This is a genomic window from Paraburkholderia sp. GAS82, from assembly GCF_050436285.1.
Classification (GTDB): Bacteria; Pseudomonadota; Gammaproteobacteria; order Burkholderiales; family Burkholderiaceae; genus Paraburkholderia; species Paraburkholderia phenazinium_B.
On the sequence record NZ_JBNDLX010000015.1, the window covers coordinates 1 to 18,025 of the forward strand.

At 62.0% G+C, this 18,025-nt stretch carries 19 protein-coding genes; 14 read left to right on the plus strand and 5 right to left on the minus strand.

Annotated features, from left to right (window positions below):
* The coding region (locus P3T17_RS34130; protein WP_429411345.1) for a hypothetical protein at positions 1-304 on the plus strand (304 nt) is incomplete at its 5' end.
* A gap of 130 nt (positions 305-434) precedes the next feature.
* Here P3T17_RS34130 and P3T17_RS34135 read toward each other — a convergent pair.
* A complete protein-coding gene (locus P3T17_RS34135; RefSeq protein WP_429411347.1) occupies positions 435-1,211 on the minus strand; it encodes an enoyl-CoA hydratase in 777 nt (258 codons plus the stop codon).
* A 136-nt stretch (positions 1,212-1,347) separates the two neighbouring features.
* Here P3T17_RS34135 and paaN point away from each other — a divergent pair, with 136 nt between their 5' ends.
* The 4 genes from paaN to paaK all read left to right on the plus strand — a co-directional run bounded on the left by paaN (position 1,348) and on the right by paaK (position 5,888).
* Entirely contained in the window at positions 1,348-3,048 is a 1,701-nt protein-coding gene (gene paaN / locus P3T17_RS34140) for a phenylacetic acid degradation protein PaaN (RefSeq protein ID WP_429411349.1), read from the plus strand.
* 169 nt (positions 3,049-3,217) lie between these two features.
* On the plus strand, positions 3,218-4,009 hold the full coding sequence (gene paaG / locus P3T17_RS34145) for a 2-(1,2-epoxy-1,2-dihydrophenyl)acetyl-CoA isomerase PaaG (protein ID WP_074262572.1): 792 nt from the start codon (positions 3,218-3,220) through the stop codon (positions 4,007-4,009).
* A gap of 100 nt (positions 4,010-4,109) precedes the next feature.
* Complete coding sequence (paaI, locus tag P3T17_RS34150) at positions 4,110-4,502, plus strand: hydroxyphenylacetyl-CoA thioesterase PaaI (protein WP_429411489.1); 393 nt, start codon at positions 4,110-4,112, stop codon at positions 4,500-4,502.
* A gap of 81 nt (positions 4,503-4,583) precedes the next feature.
* On the plus strand, positions 4,584-5,888 hold the full coding sequence (gene paaK / locus P3T17_RS34155; protein WP_074262573.1) for a phenylacetate--CoA ligase PaaK: 1,305 nt from the start codon (positions 4,584-4,586) through the stop codon (positions 5,886-5,888).
* Positions 5,889-6,115: 227 nt separating this feature from the next.
* On the opposite strand, the gene mltA is transcribed toward paaK, so the two are convergent.
* Positions 6,116-7,267, minus strand: a complete 1,152-nt coding sequence (gene mltA / locus P3T17_RS34160; RefSeq protein ID WP_429411352.1) for a murein transglycosylase A — start codon at positions 7,265-7,267, stop codon at positions 6,116-6,118.
* Here mltA and P3T17_RS34165 point away from each other — a divergent pair.
* Complete coding sequence (locus P3T17_RS34165) at positions 7,266-7,400, plus strand: hypothetical protein (protein ID WP_302050847.1); 135 nt, start codon at positions 7,266-7,268, stop codon at positions 7,398-7,400. The genes mltA and P3T17_RS34165 overlap by 2 nt on opposite strands.
* A 33-nt stretch (positions 7,401-7,433) precedes the next feature.
* Here P3T17_RS34165 and apaG read toward each other — a convergent pair whose 3' ends face one another.
* Positions 7,434-7,808 (minus strand): Co2+/Mg2+ efflux protein ApaG, encoded by a 375-nt coding sequence (gene apaG / locus P3T17_RS34170; protein ID WP_074262575.1) that lies wholly within the window; start codon positions 7,806-7,808, stop codon positions 7,434-7,436.
* Positions 7,809-8,016: 208 nt separating this feature from the next.
* Here apaG and rpe point away from each other — a divergent pair, with 208 nt between their 5' ends.
* The 8 genes from rpe to P3T17_RS34210 all read left to right on the plus strand — a co-directional run bounded on the left by rpe (position 8,017) and on the right by P3T17_RS34210 (position 15,395).
* Complete coding sequence (rpe, locus tag P3T17_RS34175; RefSeq protein ID WP_429411354.1) at positions 8,017-8,706, plus strand: ribulose-phosphate 3-epimerase; 690 nt, start codon at positions 8,017-8,019, stop codon at positions 8,704-8,706.
* Positions 8,703-9,443: a phosphoglycolate phosphatase gene (locus P3T17_RS34180; protein WP_429411356.1), complete on the plus strand. Its 741-nt coding sequence runs from the start codon at positions 8,703-8,705 to the stop codon at positions 9,441-9,443. The genes rpe and P3T17_RS34180 overlap by 4 nt, the downstream gene beginning before the upstream one ends.
* Before the next feature lie 381 nt (positions 9,444-9,824).
* Positions 9,825-11,318: an anthranilate synthase component I gene (trpE, locus tag P3T17_RS34185; protein ID WP_429411358.1), complete on the plus strand. Its 1,494-nt coding sequence runs from the start codon at positions 9,825-9,827 to the stop codon at positions 11,316-11,318.
* Positions 11,319-11,331: 13 nt separating this feature from the next.
* Positions 11,332-11,925: an aminodeoxychorismate/anthranilate synthase component II gene (locus tag P3T17_RS34190; RefSeq protein WP_074262579.1), complete on the plus strand. Its 594-nt coding sequence runs from the start codon at positions 11,332-11,334 to the stop codon at positions 11,923-11,925.
* A gap of 17 nt (positions 11,926-11,942) precedes the next feature.
* A complete protein-coding gene (gene trpD / locus P3T17_RS34195; RefSeq protein ID WP_074262580.1) occupies positions 11,943-12,974 on the plus strand; it encodes an anthranilate phosphoribosyltransferase in 1,032 nt (343 codons plus the stop codon).
* A 19-nt stretch (positions 12,975-12,993) separates the two neighbouring features.
* Complete coding sequence (trpC, locus tag P3T17_RS34200) at positions 12,994-13,779, plus strand: indole-3-glycerol phosphate synthase TrpC (RefSeq protein WP_074262581.1); 786 nt, start codon at positions 12,994-12,996, stop codon at positions 13,777-13,779.
* Between the two features lie 33 nt (positions 13,780-13,812).
* Complete coding sequence (locus P3T17_RS34205; RefSeq protein ID WP_429411360.1) at positions 13,813-14,439, plus strand: CYTH domain-containing protein; 627 nt, start codon at positions 13,813-13,815, stop codon at positions 14,437-14,439.
* Positions 14,440-14,555: 116 nt separating this feature from the next.
* A complete protein-coding gene (locus tag P3T17_RS34210) occupies positions 14,556-15,395 on the plus strand; it encodes a uracil-DNA glycosylase (protein ID WP_429411362.1) in 840 nt (279 codons plus the stop codon).
* A 45-nt stretch (positions 15,396-15,440) separates the two neighbouring features.
* On the opposite strand, the gene P3T17_RS34215 is transcribed toward P3T17_RS34210, so the two are convergent.
* Both P3T17_RS34215 and P3T17_RS34220 read right to left on the minus strand, forming a co-directional pair.
* Positions 15,441-16,037: an FMN-dependent NADH-azoreductase gene (locus P3T17_RS34215; protein ID WP_429289318.1), complete on the minus strand. Its 597-nt coding sequence runs from the start codon at positions 16,035-16,037 to the stop codon at positions 15,441-15,443.
* Between the two features lie 163 nt (positions 16,038-16,200).
* Positions 16,201-17,991, minus strand: coding sequence for a M61 family metallopeptidase (locus tag P3T17_RS34220; RefSeq protein ID WP_429411364.1), 1,791 nt, complete (start codon positions 17,989-17,991; stop codon positions 16,201-16,203).
* Positions 17,992-18,025 lie beyond the last annotated feature (34 nt).

Consider the following 18,025-nt stretch of genomic DNA (forward strand, 5'->3'; position numbering starts at 1 on the left):
TGACGAATTGTTCAATCATCTTGCGATGAAAAAACCTTCCTTTCATTACTGTGTGAGACTTGATACTTTCGCTTTCGCGGCAAACCCCGAAAGGTCCACCGCCGCGTCGCCATCAAGCGCCCACACTTATCGGCTGTTAATTTTTAAAGATCGGTTACGCATTCACCACCAAACCGGCACCACGTTGCATCACCTTCACAACCCTTCGGTACCGCTTCGTTCTGCGTCGCTGCATCAGCAGCAGAGAAACGAAATTATGAAGAACTTCCGCTACGTCGTCAACAGGTTTTTTGCACCAGCCTGACCTGCCCAACCCGCCGAAAGCCTTGCCACTGCTGGCTCTCCCGCTCCCCGCGCTCCGGTGTCCGAAGCGCGAAAGAACGAGATTCTAGCGACCCAGCACATGGCTTGCAAGCGTTATTTGGATAGCCTTATTACCGGTGCTTGAATACCGGTTTGCGCTTCTCCACGAAGGCCGCCATCCCTTCCTTCTGATCCTCAGTCGCGAACAGCGAATGAAACAGTCGGCGCTCGAAATGGACACCCTCTGCAAGTGTGGTTTCGTAGGCGCGATTCACCGACTCCTTGACCATCATGACTGCGGGCAAGGGGAACTCGGCGATCGTCGCCGCGGCAGCAACCGCTTCGTCGAGCAATGTCGCAGCGGGAACAACCCGTGACACCAGTCCTGCACGCTCTGCCTCGGCCGCATCCATAAAGCGCGCGGTCAGGCACAGATCCATTGCCTTCGCTTTCGACACTGCTCGCGGCAACCGTTGCGTACCGCCCGCACCCGGCATGATGCCGAGCTTGATTTCGGGCTGACCAAACTTGGCCGTATCTGCCGCGAGGATAATGTCGCACATCATCGCTAGTTCACAGCCACCACCAAGCGCAAAGCCAGCAACGGCCGCAATAATCGGCTTACGGATAGAGCGCACGGTTTCCCAGTTGCGCGTGATGTAGTCGCCCTTGTACACATCCATATAGGTGTAGGTCGCCATCATGCCGATATCGGCACCCGCAGCGAATGCCTTTTCGCTGCCCGTGATGACAATCGCTCCAATCTCATCGTCAGCGTCGAAGGTCTTCAAAGCCGCGCCCAACTCATCCATTAGCGCATCGTTCAACGCATTCAGCGCCTTCGGGCGATTCAGCGTGACAAGACCGACCCGCCCACGGGTCTCGATCAAAATATTCTCGTAAGCCATGCAGCCTCCTTTGTATGAAGAGTGAGTAGCGCGAAAACGCTTCGCACCGAGATCTTAATAATGCTAACATTCACCAACCAACCGGTCGGTCAATTATTCGACAGGATTTCTCCTAACCTCCAGCTTCCATTTCGCCATGACACACCCGCTATTTTCCAAGCACGAAGACACGTTGCAAAAGGCGCTCGCCGCCATCGAAACGCGCGGCTACTGGAGTCCATTCGTCGAGATGCCCAGTCCGAAAGTGTACGGGGAAACAGCGAACGCCGATGGCGAGGTGGCATTCAAGGCGCACCTGAATCAGGCCTTCAAACTGGACCAACCGACTACCGGCGCAACCGTCGGAGCCGAAATCTCGCCGTTTGGCTTTCCGCTCGGCATCCGCTACCCCAAAGCCGACCCCGACGCCCTGCTTGCCGCCGCTGCCGCCGCACAAGCAAGCTGGCGCGCCGCCGGCCCGAAAGCGTGGGTCGGCGTGAGCCTCGAAATTCTGGCGCGCGTAAATCGCGCGAGCTTCGAGATTGGTTACAGCGTCATGCACACAACGGGGCAAGCGTTCATGATGGCGTTTCAGGCGGGCGGCCCCCATGCCCAGGACCGCGCGCTCGAAGCCGTCGTCTATGCATGGGATCAACTGCGTCGTATCCCGGCTGACGCCCACTGGGAAAAACCGCAAGGCAAAAATCCTCCACTTGCGATGCATAAGCGCTATACCGTCGTGCCACGTGGTACCGGCCTCGTACTCGGCTGCTGCACATTCCCAACATGGAACGGTTATCCGGGATTGTTCGCCGATCTCGCAACCGGCAACACGGTCGTCGTCAAACCACATCCGGGTGCCATTCTGCCGCTCGCTATTACCGTGCGCATCGCGCGCGACGTTCTGCGGGAAGCCGGCTTCGATCCGAACGTCGTCACCCTGCTCGCTACTAACCCGGATGACGGTGCGCTGGTCCAGGATCTCGCGTTGCGTCCTGAAATCAAGCTGATCGATTTCACCGGCAGCACGCAAAACGGTACCTGGCTCGAACGCCATGCACACCAGGCACAGGTGTACACGGAGAAAGCCGGCGTCAACCAGATCGTGATCGACTCGGTCGCCGACATCAAGGCCGTTGCGCGCAATATCGCTTTCTCGCTCGCGCTCTATTCCGGCCAGATGTGCACGGCGCCCCAAAACATCTATGTGCCACGTGACGGCATCCGCATCGCCGAAGGCACACTCAGCTTTGACGCGGTCGCGCAGGCTCTCGCCGAAGCCGTGCAAAAGCTGGTTGCCGATCCCGCCCGCGCCGTCGAACTGTTGGGCGCAATTCAGAATCAAGGCGTCGCCACGCGCGTCGACGAAGCTCGCAAGCTTGGCCGCGTGCTGGTGGAAAGCCAATCGCTCGAACATCCTGCCTTTGCTGGCGCCCGCGTGCTTACGCCGCTTGTCCTGCAACTCGACGCCGCCACCGACGCGGCGAAATTCTCCAAAGAATGGTTCGGCCCAATCTCGTTCGTCGTCGCGACAGACTCGACGATGCAGTCATTGCAGCTGGCCGGCAAGCTGGCCGCGGAGCACGGCGCACTTACTCTCTCGGTGTACAGCACGGATGAAGCCGTCATCGAAGCCGCTCACGAAGCTTCGATCCAAGGCGGCGTGGCGCTGTCCATCAATCTGACTGGCGGTGTTTTCGTCAATCAGTCGGCCGCATTCTCCGATTATCACGGCACAGGAGCAAACCCGGCAGCCAACGCAGCGCTCGCCGATGCAGCATTCGTGGCAAACCGTTACCGCGTGGTTCAGAGTCGTGTTCATGTTGAACCGAAAGCGGCGCCGGCGGCAGTCGGCTGAAAGTCATAAGCCGGAAAGAGTCGATGCGTCCTAGGCCATTTGGCCGAATGGAATACGCGGCCCACCACGCCTAACATGCCAAGGTATTGCACTTGCCATTGAGCGCGTCTGAAGCAGCTGTACCGCACTCAATGGCCATTCAAACGCTAGCAGGAGACAGGAGAAGCCGATGTCATATGAAGCGATCCGCGTCGATTTCGACGCTTCGAGCCGCGTTGCCACCGTGACGCTGAACCGCCCCGAGAAGCTCAACAGCTTCACGCGCTCCATGCATCAGGAACTGAGCGCCGCCCTCGACGAAGTCGTCGCTGGTGGAGCACGAGCCCTTGTGCTGACCGGTGCAGGCCGCGGCTTTTGCGCAGGGCAGGATCTTGCCGACCTCGACTTCACACCCGGCGCCATGACCGACCTGGGCGAGTTGATTGACGCTCACTTCAATCCGCTGATCCGTCGCCTGCAAGCGTTGCCCCTGCCGGTAATCGCCGCCGTGAATGGCACAGCGGCCGGCGCGGGGGCAAATCTCGCACTTGCCTGCGACATCGTCCTCGCAGCACGTTCGGCCAGCTTTATCCAGGCGTTCGTGAAAATCGGTCTGGTGCCGGACTCCGGCGGCACATGGTTCCTGCCGCAGCGCGTCGGTATGGCCCGCGCGCTCGGGCTCGCCCTGACAGGCGACAAACTCAGCGCCGAGAAAGCCGAAAGCTGGGGACTCGTGTGGCAAGTCGTCGACGACGCGGACCTCGCCCCCATGTCCGCCAAACTGGCAGCCCAACTCGCCCAACAACCCACCCGTGCAATCGCCGCGATCAAGCACGCCATGCGCGCCAGCGTCACGCAAACGCTCGATCAGCAGCTCGACCTGGAGCGCGATTTGCAGCGCGAGCTAGGCGCATCCCATGACTACGCGGAAGGTGTGCAAGCGTTCATCGAGAAACGCGCACCGCGCTTCGAGGGCCGTTGAGATGTCCTTACAGCCCGAACAAGCCGTCAACATCGCGCCCCGACCGGTCAGCGGCGCCGCGCTGTCGCCCGACGAACTGGCCCGTGCCACCGCGGATGCCATGTACGCCGCCGATGCCTGCAGCCGCGCGCTAGGACTGGAACTGCTGGAAGTCCGGCCCGGTTACGCGCGTCTACGCATGGTGGTGCGACCCGACTTCCTGAACGGCCACCAGATCTGCCATGGCGGCCTGATCTTCACGCTGGCCGACTCCACGTTCGCATTCGCCTGCAACAGCTACAACCTCAGCACGGTGGCATCGGGTTGTTCGATCGAATTTCTGCGGCCGGTACAAGGCGGCGATGTGCTGACCGCCGAAGCCGTCGAGCAGACATTAAGCGGCCGAACAGGCATTTACGACATTCGTGTCACCAATCGCGCGGACGAAACCGTAGCGATGTTTCGCGGCAAATCTGCCCAGATTAGAGGCAGTGTGATTCCAACAGAAAGCTGAACCGGCAACCCGCGCGATACCCAAAGCCGAAGGCGGTCGCGCGCACCGCAACCCATTCTGAAAGAAGCAAGGAGACATTCGATGAACACCTCGCTCCCGCTCGAGCCGATCGAAACGGCGAGCCGCGACGAACTCGCCGCACTTCAGCTTGAACGACTGAAATGGTCGCTCACGCACGCTTATGAGAACTCGCCGGTTTATCGGCGCAAATTCGACGAGGCTGGCGTCCATCCAGGTGAGGTGAAGACGCTCGCGGACCTGTCGCGCTTTCCGTTCACCACCAAGAAGGATCTGCGCGATAACTATCCGTTCGGAATGTTCGCAGTCCCACAGGAGCAGGTATCGCGGATTCATGCGTCCTCAGGTACAACCGGCAAACCGACGGTGGTGGGCTACACGGCGCGGGACATCGACACATGGGCCAACGTAGTGGCCCGCTCGATCCGCGCGGCCGGCGCGCGGCGCGGTGACAAGGTGCACATAAGCTACGGCTACGGCCTGTTCACCGGCGGACTCGGCGCCCACTACGGGGCGGAACGTGCCGGCCTCACCGTGATTCCGTTCGGCGGCGGCCAGACCGAAAAGCAGGTTCAGCTCATTCAGGATTTCCGCCCTGACATCGTCATGGTGACGCCAAGCTATATGTTGTCCATCGCCGACGAGTTCGAACGTCAGGGCGTCGACCCTGCCCAATGTTCGCTGCGCATCGGCATCTTCGGTGCCGAGCCGTGGACCAACGACATGCGCGGCGCGATCGAAAAACGCATGGGCATCGACGCGGTCGACATCTACGGCCTCTCCGAAGTAATGGGACCGGGCGTGGCATCGGAATGTGCGGAGACCAAGGACGGCCCGACCATCTGGGAAGATCACTTTTATCCCGAGATCATCGATCCGGAAACCGGCAACGTGCTGCCAGACGGCGAACTGGGCGAACTGGTGTTCACCTCATTGACGAAAGAAGCCCTGCCGATCATCCGCTATCGCACCCGCGATCTCACACGACTGCTGCCCGGCACTGCCCGAACGATGCGCCGGATGGAAAAAATCACCGGTCGCTCGGACGACATGATGATCGTGCGCGGCGTGAACGTCTTCCCGACGCAAATCGAGGAGTTGCTGCTGAAACGGCACGTGCTCGCGCCGCACTATCAGATCGTTCTGACGAAAGAGGGTCCGCTCGATGTGCTGACACTGAACGTCGAAGCGTGCCCCGAGACAGCACCCGACACTGCAGCGCTCGCCGCGGCAAAACAGGCTTTGAGTTACGACATCAAGGCGTTGATCGGCATCAGCGCCGTGGTCAACGTGTTACCGGTGAACGGCATCGAACGCTCGGTGGGAAAAGCACGGCGTGTCGTGGACAAGCGTAAGGCGAGCGTCTGAGAACGCCGGCGGCGTTGTCCGCGGAGGGAGAGGTAGCGCGGGACGGAGGTAGCGGTGAAGGTAGCGGCAGTACTAGCGAGGCGGGCGTGCCGACGGTCGTGGATAGCCGCCTAAGCCTGCTCTAGCGACCTGGCGCTCCAGCCCCGACACCGCTCAACCTCAACCTGCCCAGCAGCCTCGGCATCGCCCACAACCATCCACGCACTCCGCCGCCCCACCCCAAAAAATCACGAATTCGGCAACAACAACCACATCCGCCCGGCCTGCCTCATCTTCCCAGCCAGATCGCCCGCATCATCACCAAGACCCCAGAAATAATCCGCCCGCACACCACCCTTGATGGCCGACCCCGTATCCTGCGCAAAAACCAGACGGTTCATCGGCGAATTGGTCAACGGACGAGTAGTCTGCAAAAACACGGGCGTCCCTAGCGGAATCGAAGACGGGTCGACGGCAATCGACCGTTCCGGTGTCAAAGGCACGCCCAAGGCGCCGATTGGACCATCGGCCCCGCCGCCCGAAGTACCCTCCGCGGAAGGCATCTCACGGAAGAAAACAAAGCGCGGATTCGTATCCAGCAGCGTATCAACACGCGTCGGATTAGCGCGCGCCCACGCCTTGATCCCCTGCATCGTGGCCTGAGACGGCGTCAACTCACCGCGATCGAGCAACCAACGCCCAATCGACTTATACGGCTGATTATTGGTGCCGCCAAAGCCGAGCCGCATGACGCTGCCGTCTTCCATCACGATGCGTCCGGACCCTTGCACCTGCAGGAAAAACGCTTCGATCGGATCGTCGACCCAGACAAGTTCATTGCCATTGAGCACACCCGAGCGCTCAAGCTGTGCCCGGCTCGGCATCTCAGCGCCGGGACGATAACCCGCCGGCCACCGATATAACGCCGTCTGATAAACACCATGCTGGGTCCGCGAGCCACGCAGCAACGGCTCGTAGTAACCGGTCACCAGTCCATCGAGCGTGCCGTCGGTATTCGAGAACTGGAACGGGGTGAAGTAGGCTTCGAAGAAAGCGCGGGCGCTCGTCAGATCCAGATCGTCGATCTGCGCCGCCGCCGCACAGGCGCGTTGCCAGTTCGGCAGACGCGCGAGCCGCACGCAGTTCTGCCGCAGCGCGGCCGTCGCCCCGATCAGCGAGTCATCCTGCCAGCCAGGCACCTGTTGCCACGCTACCTGCGTGAGCCTCGCCGCAGCCACCTGACCAGGAACAAACGCCGCGCCGGTCGGCGGCCCGGACGGCCGTACCGCACCGCCGCCTCCGCACGAAGCCAGCATCACCGCGACTGAAAGCGCCCCCAGCCAGCCGCCGACCGCGCGGACAAAACCCCTACAATGTTCGTACTTGATGGAAACCGCCATGTCTGATCTGTTCGACGAATACCCGATGCTCATGCTCGTACCGGAATTGCTGATAGCGCTCTTCCTGGTCGTCTTCATCGTTATCTATATGTCGTCCGGCAAGAAGAAAGCGAACCGCGACAAACAACGCTAGCGCTGTTTAAAGACCGCAAGCAACGCCGCCGGTTCAATGCAGTGTGCGCGGCATGCGCAGGACAAATTCCGGCACCGGCGCTTCAAAGCGCTCGCCGTCTTCGGCGACGCAGAAATACTCTCCGCGCATGGTGCCGACAGGCGTCGCAATCACGGCCCAACTCGTATATTCGAATTGCTCGCCCGGCTTGAGCAGCGGCTGGTGACCGACCACGCCCAGTCCCTTCACCTCCTGCTCGTGCTTGTCGCTGTCGGTGATCACCCAATGGCGCGCAATCAGTTGTGCCGGCACCTGACCGCTGTTGCGGATAGTCAGCGTGTAGGCGAACGCATACTGGCGGCGTTCCGGGTCCGACTCGTCGGGCAGGTACTGGACCTGCGCCGCTACGCTGAATTCGTACTGGCTCATCCTGATTCCGGTCTGGTGAAGCGGTGTCGTGAAAGGCTGCGAGAGGCTCGGGCGCCCATGCCGTCAGGCGCGCCGGCAAAGGCTTCATTATTGTCCCGCATTCTGCTTTATGCACGGCATGCCCGCAACCCGGCCGTCCCGTCCGGACACGGCCCGGAAACCCACAAGACGGTAAAATGGGTTTTTCCGCCTACCGCCCGCCACCGCCATGACGCAATTTCGCATCTCCCCCAGCATTCTGTCGGCCGACTTCTCGCGGCTCGGCGAAGAAGTCCGCAGTGTCATCGCCGCCGGCGCCGACTGGATCCACTTCGACGTAATGGACAACCATTACGTGCCGAACCTGACTATCGGTCCGCTCGTCTGCGAGGCGCTCCGTCCGCACTGCAGCGTGCCGATCGACGTGCATCTGATGGTGCGCCCCGTCGACCGGATCGTGCCCGACTTCGCCAAGGCGGGCGCCAACGTGATCAGCTTTCACCCTGAAGGCTCGGACCACATCGACCGCACACTGTCGCTAATCCGCGATCACGGCTGCAAGGCCGGTCTCGTGTTCAATCCAGCCACGTCGTTGAGCCACCTCGATTACGTCATGGACAAGGTCGATCTGGTGCTGATCATGTCGGTGAATCCGGGTTTTGGCGGCCAGTCGTTCATCCCCGAAGCGCTCGTCAAGTTGCGAGAGGCCCGCAAGCGCATCGACGCGTACAAGGAAAAAACCGGCCGCGAGATTCATCTCGAAGTGGACGGCGGCGTGAAGATCGACAACATCGCCGCGATCGCGGCAGCGGGCGCGGACACCTTCGTAGCCGGCTCGGCCATTTTCGGCCACCACGACTACAAGACGATCATCGCCGAGATGCGCGCCGAACTGGCGAAAGTTGAGCAGCACGTATGACGGCAAGCGCAACGCCACAGTTTGCCGCGCCAGTGTTCAGCGGCCCGCGTATTCTCGCGGCGATCATCGACCTGGACGGCACGATGGTCGACACCGCCGACGACTTCACGGCAGGTCTGAACGGCATGCTCGCCCAACTCGATGCGGCGGAAACCTCGCGCGAGGAAGTGGTGGGTTATGTCGGCAAGGGCTCGGAGCATCTGATCCGCAGCGTGCTCGCGCCGCGCTTCGAGGCGGCCCTGGCACAGGACCGCTTCGACGAGGCACTCGCGATCTACCAGGAAGAGTACGCGCGGATCAACGGCCACCATACGCGACTGTACCCGGACGTCGAGGCCGGCCTGAAAGCCATGCGCGACGCCGGCCTCAAGCTCGCGTGCGTGACGAACAAGCCGTACCGATTCGCTGTAGAACTCCTGGCGCAATACGGGCTTGCCAGCTATTTCAGCGTCGTGCTCGGCGGCGACAGTCTGTCGAAAAAGAAGCCGGATCCGCTGCCGATGCTCACCGCCTGCGCGCAATTGCAGGTCGAGCCCGAGGCGACGGTAGCGATCGGCGACTCCGAAAACGACGCGCTGGCCGGCCGCGCGGCGGGCATGGCGACGCTAACCGTGCCCTACGGATACAACCATGGCCAGGCTATACAAACAATAAAATCGGATGGTATAGTTGCCTCGCTGCTCGAAGCCGCCAAGGCCATTGCAGCGCAACACGCAGCTCACCATACATCGACTTAACAAGTCCATCATCCTCATGTTTCTGAACAAAAAACGGAGTCTGAGCAGCATCGACCGGGGAGCCTGGCCCTGGCGTCGCTGGTCGCGCTAACCTCGCCTGAGGTACGCTGAAGCTCGTCTTCGGCACCGTTTTTTGCTTCGCTGCGCTCACGCGCCTTTCCCAGTAGTTCTCGTCGCATCGGTTCATGCGGCCGTCGTGTACCTTAGGTACCGTGGCGCCGCCCGTCCCGTACACGCTTCGTGGGAAAGCTCGCGCCGGTTGGCCTAACCTTGTCTTAAGCATCGCCAGACCAGGCTTCGCCCAAACCGGCCACGTAGACAGCGCATCGCCCCGCTTTGTCCGTCGCACGCCGCGCACGGACCTATGAACAGGATCGGAACATGACCGAACTCGAATTCCAGTCCCTCGCGAACGAGGGCTATAACCGCATCCCGCTGATCGCCGAAGCGCTCGCCGACCTGGAAACGCCGCTGTCGCTGTATCTGAAGCTCGCGCAACCCGAGCGCAACGGCGCCAACTCGTTCCTGCTGGAATCCGTGGTGGGTGGCGAACGGTTCGGACGCTATTCATTCATCGGCCTGCCGGCCCGCACGCTGCTGCGCACCCGCAACGGGGTATCGGAAGTGGTGCGTGACGGTAGCGTGGTCGAAACGCACGAAGGCGACCCGCTCGACTTCATCCAGCAATTCCAGGGCCGCTTCAAAGTGGCGCAACGGCCGGGATTGCCGCGTTTTGCAGGCGGTCTCGCAGGGTATTTTGGTTATGACGCGGTCCGCTACATCGAGAAGAAACTTGCGCACAGCGCGCCGCCAGACGACCTGAACCTGCCGGACATCCAGTTGCTGCTGACCGAAGAAGTCGCGGTGATCGATAACCTCGCGGGCAAGCTATACCTCGTGGTCTACGCCGATCCAACCACGCCCGAGGCCTACACCCGCGCCAAACAACGTCTGCGCGATCTGCGTCAACGCCTGCGCACGACCGTGCAGCCGCCGGTGACTTCGGCGAGCGTACGCACCGAAACCTACCGCGAATTCGCCAAAGACGATTACCTCACCGCTGTGCGCAAGGCGAAGGAATACATCGCCGCCGGCGAGCTGATGCAGGTACAGGTCGGCCAACGTCTGACGAAACCGTATCGCGACAATCCGCTTTCGCTATACCGTGCACTGCGTTCGCTGAACCCGTCGCCGTACATGTATTACTACAACTTCGGCGACTTTCACGTGGTCGGCGCTTCGCCGGAAATCCTGGTGCGTCAGGAAAAGCGCGGTGAGGATCGTATCGTCACCATCCGTCCGCTCGCCGGTACCCGTCCGCGTGGCAACACGCCCGAGCGCGATGCCGAGCTCGCCACCGAACTGCTGAACGACCCGAAGGAAATCGCCGAGCACGTCATGCTGATCGACCTCGCGCGCAACGACGTGGGCCGCATCGCGCAGATCGGCTCGGTGGTCGTCACCGACAAGATGGTGATCGAGAAGTACTCGCACGTGCAGCACATCGTGAGTTCGGTCGAAGGCAAGCTGAAACCCGGTACCACCAATTTCGACGTGCTGCGCGCCACCTTCCCGGCCGGCACGCTGTCCGGCGCGCCGAAGGTCCGCGCGATGGAACTGATCGACGAACTCGAACCGGTCAAGCGAGGCCTGTATGGCGGCGCGGTCGGCTACCTCTCGTTCACCGGCGAAATGGATCTGGCCATCACGATCCGCACGGGTGTGATCGCCAACGGCAATCTGTATGTGCAGGCGGCAGCGGGTATCGTCGCTGATTCGGTGCCCGAATCCGAATGGCAAGAGACCGAAAACAAGGCGCGCGCGGTATTGCGCGCCGCCGAGCAGGTGCAAGACGGCCTCGATAGCGACTTCTGACCGGAGACAGACCATGCTGCTGATGATCGACAACTACGATTCATTCACCTACAACCTGGTCCAGTACTTCGGCGAACTCGGCGAAGACGTTCGGACCTACCGCAACGACGAGATCACGCTGGACGAGATCGCGAAGCTCAATCCCGAGCGGATTTGCCTGTCGCCGGGGCCGAGCAACCCGCAACACGCGGGCATCACGCTCGACGTGCTGCGCGAGTTCTCGGGCAAGTACCCGATCCTCGGCGTATGTCTCGGCCATCAGGCCATCGGCGAAGCATTTGGCGGTCGTGTCGTGCGCGCGCAGACCATCATGCACGGCAAGGTCAGCACGATCGAAACCGACTGCAAAGGCGTCTTCGCCGACCTGCCGAAGCACTTCGTCGTGACGCGCTATCACTCGCTCGCCATCGAGCGCGAGTCGCTGCCCGATTGCCTCGAAGTGTCCGCATGGACCGACGACGGCGAGATCATGGGCGTGCGTCACAAGGAACTGGCCGTCGAAGGCGTGCAGTTCCACCCGGAATCGATCCTGTCCGAACACGGCCACGCACTGCTCGAGAACTTCGTGAAGCAGTCGAAAGCCGCGTCAGCGAAACGCAACGCTTGATCACCCGAGGCGAAATCATGACGATTACCCCCCAGGAAGCGTTGCAGCGCACGATCGAGCACCGCGAGATTTTCCACGACGAGATGCTGCATCTGATGCGCCTCATCATGCGCGGCGAGCTATCGCCGGTGATGGCGGCCGCAATCATCACGGGACTGCGCGTCAAAAAAGAGACCATCGGCGAAATCACCGCGGCCGCCACGGTGATGCGTGAGTTTGCCCGGCACGTTGAGGTGCAGGACAACTCGAACTTTGTCGATATCGTCGGAACTGGCGGCGACGGCGCGCACACGTTCAACATCTCCACGGCGACGATGTTCGTCACGGCCGCGGCCGGCGCCAAGGTCGCGAAGCACGGCGGGCGCAGCGTATCGAGCAAGTCGGGTAGCGCGGATGTGCTCGAAGCGCTCGGCGTCAATATCGATCTGCAGCCGGAACAAGTGGCGGCCTCGATTGCAGAAACCGGCATGGGTTTCATGTTCGCGCCGAACCATCACCCGGCCATGAAGAATATCGCCCCGGTGCGTCGCGAACTCGGCGTGCGGACCCTCTTCAACATCCTCGGACCGTTGACCAACCCGGCCAGCGCGCCGAACCAGTTGATGGGCGTATTCCATGGGGACCTGGTTGGCATCCAGGTGCGTGTGATGCAGCGCCTGGGCGCCAAGCACGTGCTGGTCGTCTACGGCATGGACGGCATGGACGAGGTTTCGTTGGGCGCGGCAACGCAAGTCGGCGAACTGCGCAACGGGGAAATTCTCGAGTACGAGATTCATCCGGAAGACTTCGGCATGCAGATGGTCTCGAACCGCTCGCTGAAAGTGGCTGATGCCACCGAATCCAAACTGATGCTGCTCGAAGCGCTCGATAACAAACCGGGCGTGGCGCGTGAGATTGTCACACTGAACGCCGGCACAGCGCTCTATGCTGCGAATGTGGCGGCCTCGATCGCGGACGGCATCGAACTGGCGCGCGAAGCGATCGCAAACGGCAAGGCGCGGGCGAAGGTCGACGATCTGGTTCGCTTCACCCAGCAATTCAAGCATTAAATTCTGTATCGAGAAATCTATGAGCGATATTCTGGAACGCATCATCGACGTCAAGCGCCAGGAGGTCCGCGCGGGGCAACTGAGCGCACCGCTCGAGGAACTGCGCCTCGAAGCCTCGGCGCGCGACAAGCGCGACTTTGTCGGCGCGCTGCGCGCCAAACATGCCTTGGGTCAGGCCGCCGTAATCGCCGAAGTGAAGAAGGCGAGCCCTTCAAAGGGCGTGCTACGCGAGCATTTCGTGCCGGCTGAGATTGCGCGTTCGTATGCGAAGCACGGCGCCGCCTGCCTGTCCGTCCTCACCGACGTGCAGTTTTTCCAGGGCAGCGCCGCCTACCTGGAACAAGCGCGCGCCGCCTGCGATCTGCCGGTCCTGCGCAAAGACTTCATCATCGATCCGTATCAGATCGTCGAAGCGCGCGCGATGGGCGCCGACGCGATCCTGCTGATCGCCGCCGCGCTCGAGACCTCGCAGATGCAGGATCTCGAAGCGTTCGCGCATTCGCTGGGGCTCGCGGTACTCGTCGAAGTGCATGACAGGAACGAGTTGATGGAAGCGCTGACGCTGAAGACGCCGCTGATCGGCGTTAACAACCGCAATCTGCGCACGTTCGAAACATCGATCGAAACGACCATCGGCATGCTCGACCTGATCCCGGAGGATCGCATCGTCGTAACCGAATCGGGCATCCTGGCGCGCGCGGACGTGGATCGCCTGCGCGAGATGGATGTGCATACGTTCCTCGTCGGCGAAGCGTTCATGCGGGCCGAGGAACCGGGCGCAGAACTTGCGCGGATGTTTTTCTGAGCTTCGTTTTGAGCTAACCAGGAAAACACCGCCATGGGCATGGAACGTGAAATCAAGCTGGCATTGGCCGCCGACCAGATAGACGCGGCGACGCGCTGGTTCGTCGCACGCACCGGCACCGCGGGCCGTCCAATCGCGCTTGCCAATATCTACTTCGACACGCCCGCTCTGACGTTGGCGCGCTCGAAAAGCGCGCTGCGCCTTCGTCACACGCCGGACGGCTGGCTGCAAACCTTCAAGACCGCCGGCAATGCAAGCGCCGGCATGCACAGCCGACACGAGTGGGAAATGCCGGTAGCCGGCGAGAAGCTGGAGATCGACGCGCTGCTGCACGCCTGCGACGAACCCACGGTAGCCGCCGCGCTGCGCGGCGCCGCCCCGGACCTGATCGAACTGTTCCGTACGAATTTCACCCGCACTCTCTGGCAGGTGGCGCACAGCGGCGCCACGGTGGAAGCGGCAATCGATCAGGGCGACGTGATCGCCGAGGTCGATGGTGAAACACGTCGCGCACCGATTCTCGAAGTCGAACTTGAGCTGAAAAGCGGAGACGAAGCCGCACTGCATGCGCTGGCGGACGAACTCCGCGCCAAGGTCCCCGGACTCGCGCCGGACGATGTCAGCAAGGCGCAACGCGGGTATCGGCTGCGGGAGCAGTAAGCGTCCTTGCCCTGCCTCAACGGTGACATCGAGCAATGCGCGAGACCTGACGCCGCAGCACGGCCTCTGACCGCATGCCTTGAGCTACGCCCAGTTTGCTGCGACACTTGCGCGTCATGAACTCCGCCTCCCGTACCCGTTCCCCCTCGTCGCAAGCCTCGCTGTTTGGCGACGAATCGTCCGATCACCCTGCTGAAGCGCGAACGCCGGCCACGTCATCCATGAAGTCCACGTCTACGCCCACGCTCGAAGCCCAATTCGATGCGTTGCCGCCTGCATGGCGAACCCATCTGCGACCGTTCATCGAGAGCGATGCGTACGACTCGTTGTGCCGTTTCGTCGACGGCGAGCGTGCTGCGGGCAAGACGGTTTATCCCGCCGACGTATTCCGCGCACTGCGCCTCACCAGTCCGGACGAGGTCAAAGTCGTGATCCTCGGCCAGGATCCTTACCACGGTGAAGATCGCGGCACACCGCAGGCTCACGGGCTGGCGTTCTCGGTACCGCCGGCTGTGCGTCCGCCGCCGTCGCTGCGCAATATCTTCAAGGAAATTGCCGCGAGTCTGGGTCATGAGCCGCCGCGTCATGGCTGCCTCGATGCCTGGGCAAAACAGGGGGTGCTGCTGCTGAACACCGTGCTAACCGTCGAGCGCGACTCGGCGGCAAGTCACGCGAAGCGCGGCTGGGAGAAGTGCACGGACACGCTGATCCACGAGCTGGCGGAGCGTCACGACGGCCTCGTGTTCATGCTGTGGGGCGCGCATGCACAAGCCAAGCGGGCGTTGCTCGGCGGCAAATCACACTACGTGCTGGAGGCGCCGCATCCGTCGCCGCTGTCGGCGCATCGCGGCTTTCTCGGTTGCGGGCACTTTGCGCTCGCTAACGAGTACCTCACCGAACACAAGCGTCAGCCGATCGACTGGCGTCTGCCCGACGAAGCGCAGACGCTCGCTTAGTAACGCAAGGCGACACGCGACGACACGGATCACCTCTACGCGACCTTAGAACGCGGCGATCGCTTCGCGTGCGCCGGCCAGAGCGGCGGTCGCTGCATCCGGGCCCATATTCAGGCCTTCAGCGTAGATGAAGTTCACGTCGGTCATGCCGAGGAAGCCGAGGAAGGCCTTCAGATACGGCGTCTGGCTGTCGTTCGGGGTGCCGAGATATTTGCCGCCGCGAGCCGAAACCACGAACACCTTCTTGCCCTTCACAAGGCCTTCAGGGCCGGTTTCCGTGTACTTGAACGTGATGCCAGCGCGAGCGATGAAGTCGAAGTACGTCTTCAGTTGCGACGACACACCGAAGTTATACATCGGCGCGCCGATCACGATGATGTCGGCCGCTTGCAGTTCGGCGATCAGCGCTTCGCTGCGGGCAGAGATGGCAGCCTGTTCCGGCGTGCGTTGGTCAGCCGGCGTGAAGAACGCGCCGAGGATCGCATCGTCGAGGTGGGGCAGCGGTTCAGCTTGCAGGTTACGGACGACGACTTGCGCGCCCGGATTCGATTGTTGCAGCTTCTCAGTCAGTTCGTTGACGAGCAGCGTCGATTGAGCGCCTTGCGAGCGGGCTGCCGAGTTGATTTGCAGGATCGTGGTCATGGTTGACTCCAGTAGGGGCGCGCAGTGTTGCGCGAGTGGAGCCATTGTGTTTTTTTACCGGCCCGCGAAAAAGCCGTGCGGCAGCGAAGGATTGTTGCATGGGTAGAACAATCCGACGCCGAATCTCGCGATTTAAGCAGACTGTAAGGACGTTTCGCCGCTTTCAGGCCGCCAGCCAACGCTCGCGCCAGTTGCGCGCCGCCGTGCGCCTGTCGGTGACGGTCAGCGAATAGCGCGACACCTCAGGGCCGTCCAGCTTGACTTGCACGGTGCGCAGCTCGTCGCGGCGGAACGCGTGCACTTCCACTTTTGCGCCCGGCAGATAGCGCGAGAGCAGCGCATCAAGATTCGCGCCAGTCACGCGCAGACCGTCGATCGCCACCAGCACGTCGCCTGCGGAAAGCCCGGCTTTCTGCGCTGCGCTGCCGTCGTGGACGGCGGCGAGCGTGCAATCCCCGCCGCCGCGCACGCGGGCGCCGAGCGTTGGCCTGGCGTTCTTGTCGCGCTCCGGAGCGAGCGAAATGCCAAACGGCTCGAGCAGGGTTTCGAGCGGCAGATCGCGCGTGCTGCGCACCGCCTGTTCGAATAGCGCGCCAAGGTCAGCGCCGGTTGCCTCGGTGAAAATCTCTTCGACCTCGTCCTCAGTCACACCGACCGGCTTGCCGCGATAGAAGTCGCGTCCGAAACGCTGCCACAGAAGGCGCATCACGTCATCGAGCGACTTGCGGTTGTTGGTCTGCGCTCGAATTGTCAAATCAAACGCCAGCGCGACCAGCGAACCCTTCGTGTAATAGCTGACGATCGCGTTCGGCGCATTCTCGTCCTGCCGGTAGTACTTCACCCAGGCATCGAACGAGCTTTCCGCGACGGTCTGCTTCAGGCGGCCGCTGCCCCGCATCACGCCGCCCACCACCTTGCCGAGCAGCGCGAAATACTCTTCCGGCGAAATAAGACCGGTGCGCACCAGAATCAGATCGTCGTAGTACGACGTGAACCCTTCGAACAGCCACAGCAGCGAGGTGTAGTTCTCACGCGTCAGATCGTACGGCGCGAAGGCGGCAGGCTTGATGCGCTTCACGTTCCACGTGTGGAAGTATTCGTGGCTGCACAGGCCGAGGTACGTCCGGTAGCCTTCCGTGGTCTGCGGGCGGCCTTCAACCGGCAGATCGGACCGGTTGCAGATCAGCGCAGTCGAAGCGCGATGCTCGAGTCCGCCGTAGCCATCGCTCACGGCCTGGGTCATGAATACATAGCGTTCGACCGGCGCCTTCTTCGATTTCGGCTCGAACAAGGCAATCTGCGCTTCGCAGATGCGCTTCAGATCCGCGGCGAGACGCGCCATATCGAGCGCGACCACGCGGCCGGCAATCACGATGTCGTGCGGCACGCCATGCGCCTTGAAGGTCGCCAGCGCAAATTCGCCGAGCGTCACCGGATGGTCGGCCAGTTCGTCATAGTTCTGCGCGCTGTACTCACCGAAGCCGTAGCGTCGGGTACCGCGCGCTTCCGGCAACGCCGTAGCGACGCGCCAGCTCCGGTAAGCCGGGCCGGCCGGCTTCTGGATATCCACCAGACACGGCGCATCCTCATGGCCCACGGCCGCAAGGAACACGCTGGTGCCGTTGAAGAACCCCGTCGTATCGTCCAGATGCGCCGCCCGCACCGACATATCCCACGCGTACACCTCGTAGCGCAGCGTCAGCGGACCGTTGACCGGCGCGGCTTGCCACGTCTGCTTGTCGGTCTTTTCCACCCGCACCTTGCGCCCGGCTTCGTTGACCGCACGCAGCGTGACGATATTGCGGGCGAATTCGCGCACCATGTAACTGCCGGGAATCCACACCGGCAGCATGAAACGCTGACCAGAAGGATCAGGATCGGCGACGGTGATGGTGACTTCGAACAGGTGGGCGGCGGGTTGCTTCGGAACGATGCTGTAGCGGATCGGCTTCATCGGCGGGGTAGGTTAGAAAAATCAGGGGTCCAGA

Bases quoted from the DNA above. Each gene is read 5' to 3' on its own strand.
- P3T17_RS34210 (WP_429411362.1), top strand. From the start codon at position 14,556: ATGAACTCCGCCTCCCGTACCCGTTCCCCCTCGTCGCAAGCCTCGCTG.
- P3T17_RS34165 (WP_302050847.1), top strand. From the start codon at position 7,266: ATGTCTGATCTGTTCGACGAATACCCGATGCTCATGCTCGTACCGGAA.
- apaG (WP_074262575.1), bottom strand. From the start codon at position 7,808: ATGAGCCAGTACGAATTCAGCGTAGCGGCGCAGGTCCAGTACCTGCCC.
- P3T17_RS34205 (WP_429411360.1), top strand. From the start codon at position 13,813: ATGGGCATGGAACGTGAAATCAAGCTGGCATTGGCCGCCGACCAGATA.
- rpe (WP_429411354.1), top strand. From the start codon at position 8,017: ATGACGCAATTTCGCATCTCCCCCAGCATTCTGTCGGCCGACTTCTCG.
- P3T17_RS34190 (WP_074262579.1), top strand. From the start codon at position 11,332: ATGCTGCTGATGATCGACAACTACGATTCATTCACCTACAACCTGGTC.
- trpE (WP_429411358.1), top strand. From the start codon at position 9,825: ATGACCGAACTCGAATTCCAGTCCCTCGCGAACGAGGGCTATAACCGC.
- P3T17_RS34215 (WP_429289318.1), bottom strand. From the start codon at position 16,037: ATGACCACGATCCTGCAAATCAACTCGGCAGCCCGCTCGCAAGGCGCT.
- paaI (WP_429411489.1), top strand. From the start codon at position 4,110: ATGTACGCCGCCGATGCCTGCAGCCGCGCGCTAGGACTGGAACTGCTG.
- P3T17_RS34135 (WP_429411347.1), bottom strand. From the start codon at position 1,211: ATGGCTTACGAGAATATTTTGATCGAGACCCGTGGGCGGGTCGGTCTT.
- paaG (WP_074262572.1), top strand. From the start codon at position 3,218: ATGTCATATGAAGCGATCCGCGTCGATTTCGACGCTTCGAGCCGCGTT.
- P3T17_RS34220 (WP_429411364.1), bottom strand. From the start codon at position 17,991: ATGAAGCCGATCCGCTACAGCATCGTTCCGAAGCAACCCGCCGCCCAC.
- mltA (WP_429411352.1), bottom strand. From the start codon at position 7,267: ATGGCGGTTTCCATCAAGTACGAACATTGTAGGGGTTTTGTCCGCGCG.
- trpD (WP_074262580.1), top strand. From the start codon at position 11,943: ATGACGATTACCCCCCAGGAAGCGTTGCAGCGCACGATCGAGCACCGC.
- trpC (WP_074262581.1), top strand. From the start codon at position 12,994: ATGAGCGATATTCTGGAACGCATCATCGACGTCAAGCGCCAGGAGGTC.
- paaK (WP_074262573.1), top strand. From the start codon at position 4,584: ATGAACACCTCGCTCCCGCTCGAGCCGATCGAAACGGCGAGCCGCGAC.
- P3T17_RS34180 (WP_429411356.1), top strand. From the start codon at position 8,703: ATGACGGCAAGCGCAACGCCACAGTTTGCCGCGCCAGTGTTCAGCGGC.
- paaN (WP_429411349.1), top strand. From the start codon at position 1,348: ATGACACACCCGCTATTTTCCAAGCACGAAGACACGTTGCAAAAGGCG.